We start from the raw sequence: 5,772 nt of genomic DNA, 5'->3' as shown, positions 1-5,772 counted from the left end.
TGCGCTTAATCACGCGCAACCCGTCAAGCCGACCGTCCCTTTAGCGGACAGCACTCCAGGGGAGAAAGCTCAACGACATCCCCAAGCTCCATCACGCGGGCAGGGGGAAGACCCAAAAAGTCACTGCCGCCCGTAGAGATCCGGAGCATCAGGGCGAAGAGCCGCTCCCTCCAGAAATCGAGGCCCACTTTCCTCGTGGGAACCACCCGTTGACGGGAGAGGAAGTAGGTTACATCCGGAAGAGGGTTGAGCATCCCTTGCTGGACGCAGGAATCGAGTAGCCCCTGGATGTCGGGATGCTCCATGAACCCGTAGCGAGCGATCAGGCGCACGAATCCTTTTTGGTACTTTCGGAGCGTCATTCGTTCCGACGGAGGGATTCGCGGCGCTTCCTCGAAAAGGAGCGTGAGAAGGATGATCTGTTCGTGAAGCACTTTATTGTGGGTGAGGTTCTGCAGCAGGGCATGGGGAAGGCCGTGCTCTCCGGAGGTTAGATAGACGGCGGTGCCGGGAACCCGGATCGGCGAGGCGGAGGAGAGGGAATCCAGGAAACCTTCGACCCGGAGAGTTTCCGGGTAGAGTCTGCGGGTGAGGAGCTCCCGCTCCCGATGCCAGGTGGACATCAAAAGGAAGACCCCTAGGCCGATCACCAGAGGGAACCATCCTCCTTCCCGGAATTTCATGAGATTTGCGCCGAAGAAGACTCCATCCAGAACGATAAAGCAGCCGAAGAAAAGACCCGTGACCCAGAGCGACCATTTCCAGGATCGGCGGGCGATGAAGACGACCAAGAGGGTCGTGAGCATCATCGTGCCGGTGACGGCCGTCCCATAGGCGGAACTGAGGGCGGCGGAAGACCGGAACCAGAGGACTACGGCGATGGCCGCCCCCAGCAAGAGCCAATTGAGCATCGGCAAATAGATCTGACCCTGCTTGGCTTCCGAGGTGTGAATGATCTTCATCCGGGGCAGATAACCGAGAAGGAGAGCTTGGTGGGTCGCGGAATAGGCTCCGGAAATCACCGCTTGCGACGCAATCACCGTGGCGATCCCGGAAACGACGACCATGGGTAGCATCGCCCATGGGGGGAAAAGCTGGAAGAAAGGATTCTGGATGGCTGCGGGATTGCGATCGAGCAGTGCGCCCTGCCCGAAGTAGTTCATCGTCAAGGCAGGAAGGACCACAACAAACCATGCGGCCCGAATCGGTCGGGAACCGAAGTGCCCCATATCGGCGTAGAGGGCTTCCGCACCGGTCACGGCAAGGACGACCCCGCCAAGAATCAGGAATCCCCCCAGCCCGTGCATGCCGAGAAAACGGAGCGCAAACCAGGGGTTCAGGGCGAGCAGGATCTGAGGATCGGTGAGGATCCAGCGGAGGCCGGAGCCAAAGAGGAGGAGGAACCAGATCGCCATAGCGGGCCCGAAGAGATGGGCGATGGCCGCGGTGCCTCGGCGTTGGACTAAAAAGAGCCCGACGATGATGCCCAAGGCCAGCGGAATGACCCAGGGTTTTCCCGCCGGCGAGGCGACTCCGATCCCTTCGGTGGCCGACAGGACGGAAATGGCCGGCGTGATCACTCCATCGCCGTAGAAAAGAGCCGCCCCCAGCAGACCGATCGTCAGAATCCTCCGGGAAATCCGTCCGTTCCTTCGGGTCGCATGGGAAGCTAATGCGGTTAACGCCATGATCCCACCTTCCCCATGATTGTCTGCTCGCATGACGATCCATGCGTATTTGATGCTCACGACCAGGGTCAGGGTCCAGAAGAGGAGGGAAAGAATTCCCAGGAGATTCCCGGTGTTGGCGGGCAGGGAGGTCGCGGCAAGACATGCACTCAGCGTATAGAGCGGGCTGGTGCCGATATCTCCGAAGACGACGCCGAGAGCCGCCAGCGTGAGCAGAGGGATTGATTCTGCATTGCGATTCATGAAGCCGTCTTGCCTGGCCGAGCGGGGGAAGAATGCCCAAGAGCCTTCCTGCAGGCACGGGAAATCTTTTCCGAGGCCATTTCCTTATCGGGAAATCGCCTCGAGCGTAAGGCCGGGGCGTATCCGCCGACAGCCCAAAAGGAGCAGTCCGGACAGAAGAGCGGGAAGAGCCCCGATCCAGAAGGTCGCCCAGACGCCGTTCATCCCATGACCGAGAAAGCTGCTCAAGAGAGAGGAGCTCACGATCGCGCCCAGAGGGCCGATGGCGTTGATGAGCGCGGCGGCGCTACCCCGGACCCGCGTCGGGAACGACTCGGCGATGTAAGTAAAGAGAGCCGAGTAAGCCCCCGCCCGCCAGAAGTCGGCGAGCGCATAGCACAAGGCCACGGACCAAAACCCTCGCGCGAGAAGGAGGAGCGCTGCATAGGCGAGGGACGAGGCGATCCACGCGACCGCCACGGTCTCCCGGCGACCGAGAAGGTCTCCCAAATATCCGTGGAAGACATAACCGACGTAGGCGGCGGCACTTCCCGCCCCGAAGACATAGAGCGCCTCGTTGTAGGACAATCCTTTGGCTTGGGTGAAGATCGTGGTCGCCAATATCGTGAAGATCTGTCCCGCAAACCAGTTGAAGAAGAAGGCGCTCACCAAGAACAGGAAGTGGGAGCGTAGATCCCGCCCCAGGAGCTGCATCAGAAACATCTGCCCGGACTTTTCCGCGTCGATGCCGTTGCGCTGCGCGTAGCGGGCGGCCACCCCCGGAGTCCGATGCCGACGGAGCCGGCGGAAGCGCTGGAGCTTGCGGAAGTGGGGGCTTTCGGGGAGCCGGAGGCGGGCGAGAAAGACCGCGAGCGCCGGCAAGCCGGCGACAAAAAAAACTCCGCGCCAGCCGACCAGAGGAAGGAGCAGCCCCGTCGCCCCCGTGGCCAAGAGTTGGCCGATCGGCCAGCCTCCTTGCACGAAGCCGTAGATTCTGCCCCGTCGCCCCGCCGGTTCCAGTTCCGACAGATAGACCGTATTGATCGCCTGCTCGGAATAGCCGAGGCCCGAGAGCGCTCGCGCGAAAATCAGCGAGAGGGGGCCGACCGCCAGGGCCGTCAGTCCGGAGCTCAAGGCCGCTCCGCCGACCGTGATGACGAGTGCGTTTCGCCGGCCCAACCCGTCCGCAATCGGGCCGACGAGAAGCGAGCAGAGGAAGCTTGCAACGGCGACCCACAAGGCGATCGAGACACTCTGCGCGGGAGACCAGCCGAACTCCTTGGCGAGCACGGGAAGGAGAAGCCCGAAGAGCACAAAGTCGTAGACCGCGAACGTCCAGGCGAAGAAAGCGACCAGGGCGGGGTAGAAGGAAGGGAATGTCTTTGGCATGGGAGAGGAGAGAGGGGACCTCCTCAAACGTTCTCCGGCCTCCTTCCCCCGGCCCCAGCCATCGCTTCCCGGAAGGCTGCAGGGGCGGCGATCGAACTCCTCTACCTGACGATCCTCTGCCATGGCGCCATCTGCGGCGGTCCGGAGCGGAATGTCACTCGGATTCCTGCCGCCCCCGTTTCGGCGGGCATGGGCTTCGGATTCTCCGCTTGGGGTAGGGCGTCATCGGGCGGCGCCTCCTCTGGAGCAGGAGAGCTCCTTTGCTCGGGTGATCCGGCATCCGGGCTCGCCTTGGGCTCTTCTTCTTCAGTCTGGCTCGCACTCGTTCTTGGAAGGGGGAGAAGGAGGGAGAGGCTCATCCCCAGCACGGCAAGAGAGAATCTCCGTTGCCGCAACGGCCGCCGGTCTCTTGTTCTTCCTCGTGCCTGCATCGCGGTCTGCCCGAAAAGGTATTCCCCCATTATCTTGTCGCGGGAGAGACCTCTGCATACTGGGTAGCGGGCGACGCAAAGCGGATCTCCCGGCCGCGGCTTTGGAGGAGAAGCTCGACGTTGGTCGCGGAGGTTTCTAGCCGCCATATCTCACCAGTACGAGCTTTCGCCCGAGAGAGGTGCCGGTTGAGTCGCTTGCGAGGAGTTTCGGCCGCGCAGAGCTCCTCGTGAGGCGGGATCGAGCAAGATTTTCATTCGATTTGCCTTAACGCGAGCGCTGCAAAGCGCAAAAAGCCGGTTGTGGAGCAAGGCTCCGCCTGGTCGTAGGCTTTGCCGAAGGAACAGAACTGCGGTTTTGGCAGATGCTCAGCAACGCAGCACTCGGAAGGCGTGGGTAAAGAGGCTCTTCCAAGGATAGGCGCTACTCATCGAGAGGAAGACACGGCGGACGCTAACGCGGACCAGCGTGCCGATCTTAAAGAGCTTGAGCCGGAGGGTGTCGACCTGGGCCTCGGCCCAGTCCGTTCCTCGCAGAGCCAGCCGTCGCAGCGCTTCGACCAGGGTGAAAGCGAGAGCCGAGAAGTAGAGGCGAAGTTGGTTACTGGCCATTTGCGCGGTCGAGAGCCGGTCGGCAAAGAGGTGGAGTTGTTCCTTGATCCGATTCTCCATGTCGCCACGAGCACAGTAGAGCTTCTCGTAAAGGTTTTGGGCGGGCCACTCCTCGGTGGAGAGAGAGGTCACGACAAAGCGTGGATTCTCTCCTCTTTCCAGGTACTCGGCTTTGGCGACCACCCGACGCTCCCTCGACCAGCTGCTCAAGGTGCGGTAGGCAAACTCGGTAAAGAAGCGGGCCGGCTTGCCACTCGACTCGTGCAGACGACGGGCTTGCTCCATCGACGCCTTAATGGTCCGGCACAAGCGCTCGTTGCGGGCCAAGCCGAAGAGGTAGTCGACTTGATTGGCTTCGCACCAGGCCATGATCTCTTCCCGGCAGAAGCCTGAATCGGCCCGAAGCACGATCTTGACTCCAGGCCAACGGGAACGGAGTTGTCCCACGATCCGGCGCGCCTCCGGAAGGGAGCCCGCCGACGCATCCTGATTCGATGGCCGAAGCCGGACGCCAAGGAGTTGATCGTCGGCAAAGAAGTAGAGCGGCAAATAGCAGTAGGAGTCGTAGTAACCATGGAAGAAGCGCTCCGGCTGGTGTCCGTAAAGAGGAATGTCGGTCGCATCCAGATCGAGCACCACCTCCTCGGGCGGCTGGGGGTGCGATTCGAGGTAGAGATCGACCAGAAGCCGGTCGATCGCTTCGGCCGAGTAGTCGATCTTGTGGTAGCGCTCGCTTCGACCCACCAGTTCCAGCCGGTTGAGCGTGCTCTTCCCTGCCAGATCCTCTTCCAGATCGCTTTTCCCGCTCAGGAGAGCAACCAACGGATCGGTCCGCAACTGCTCATGGTCGTTGAGGTCTTCGTAGCCCAGCGCAATCCCAAAGATGCGCTGGGCAAGCATCTCCCGTAGCCGATGAATAATGCGTTTCGGATGGCGTCGATCCCCGAAAGCAGCCCTCCAGCCGTCTTAACAAATCGATCTTCCGATCCGCTTCCCGCAACAGGATCGCGCCCCCATCGCTTGAAATCCGACCCGCGGTAAATCCCGCTTCCACCCGTCGCGAAAAATGAGCTGTAAACGCAAAAGTCTCTTGGCTACACTCTGTCATTGAAGGCCGTTTCTTTTTTCTGGTTGTAGTAACGTCTCGATAACGCACTTATACCAGGGAAAGACGGCCTTTCCTATGCCCTTTTGCCGGCTTTTTTGCCTTCCGCTATGCCCGCTATTGGTGAGATATCGGGGCTAGTCCCCGGCTGCGTATTGCTCCTGGGGGTCGTAACGCGTCACCCAGAGCGTGTGGCGGATGTAGCCGGCACGGGTGAGCAGGCTCGACCCGGAATACGAAAAGGGACGAGCCGTGTCCGCGCCCGGCATCCGCTTGCAACCGGGCGAGCGGCCGACCGCGTTCCGCCGGCTCGGCGGGGAGGGCGGCT

Annotated in this window: 3 protein-coding genes and 1 pseudogene; all 4 read right to left on the bottom strand. The window is 61.3% G+C overall.

Annotated features, from left to right (window positions below; genetic code table 11):
* Nucleotides 1-23 precede the first annotated feature (23 nt).
* Nucleotides 24-1,931 carry a potassium transporter Kup gene (locus tag MAMT_RS05075; protein ID WP_142659922.1) on the bottom strand — a complete coding sequence of 636 codons (1,908 nt, stop codon included), beginning with the start codon at nucleotides 1,929-1,931 and terminating at the stop codon, nucleotides 24-26.
* Nucleotides 1,932-2,015: 84 nt separating this feature from the next.
* Nucleotides 2,016-3,299: an MFS transporter gene (locus MAMT_RS05070; protein WP_178086920.1), complete on the bottom strand. Its 1,284-nt coding sequence runs from the start codon at nucleotides 3,297-3,299 to the stop codon at nucleotides 2,016-2,018.
* Nucleotides 3,300-4,096: 797 nt separating this feature from the next.
* Nucleotides 4,097-5,447: pseudogene (locus tag MAMT_RS05065) on the bottom strand (IS1380 family transposase).
* Between the two features lie 134 nt (nucleotides 5,448-5,581).
* Nucleotides 5,582-5,772 (bottom strand): copper amine oxidase (locus MAMT_RS05060; RefSeq protein ID WP_142659920.1); only part of this gene is annotated, 191 nt, incomplete at its 5' end.

Origin of the sequence: Methylacidimicrobium tartarophylax (genome assembly GCF_902143375.2) — a bacterium.
Lineage (GTDB): Bacteria > Verrucomicrobiota > Verrucomicrobiia > Methylacidiphilales > Methylacidiphilaceae > Methylacidimicrobium > Methylacidimicrobium tartarophylax.
The sequence above is the reverse complement of the archived record's forward strand: the minus strand, read 5'-3'. Positions and strand labels throughout refer to the sequence as shown.

Bases quoted from the DNA above. Each gene is read 5' to 3' on its own strand.
- MAMT_RS05075 (WP_142659922.1), bottom strand. From the start codon at position 1,931: ATGAATCGCAATGCAGAATCAATCCCTCTGCTCACGCTGGCGGCTCTC.
- MAMT_RS05070 (WP_178086920.1), bottom strand. From the start codon at position 3,299: ATGCCAAAGACATTCCCTTCCTTCTACCCCGCCCTGGTCGCTTTCTTC.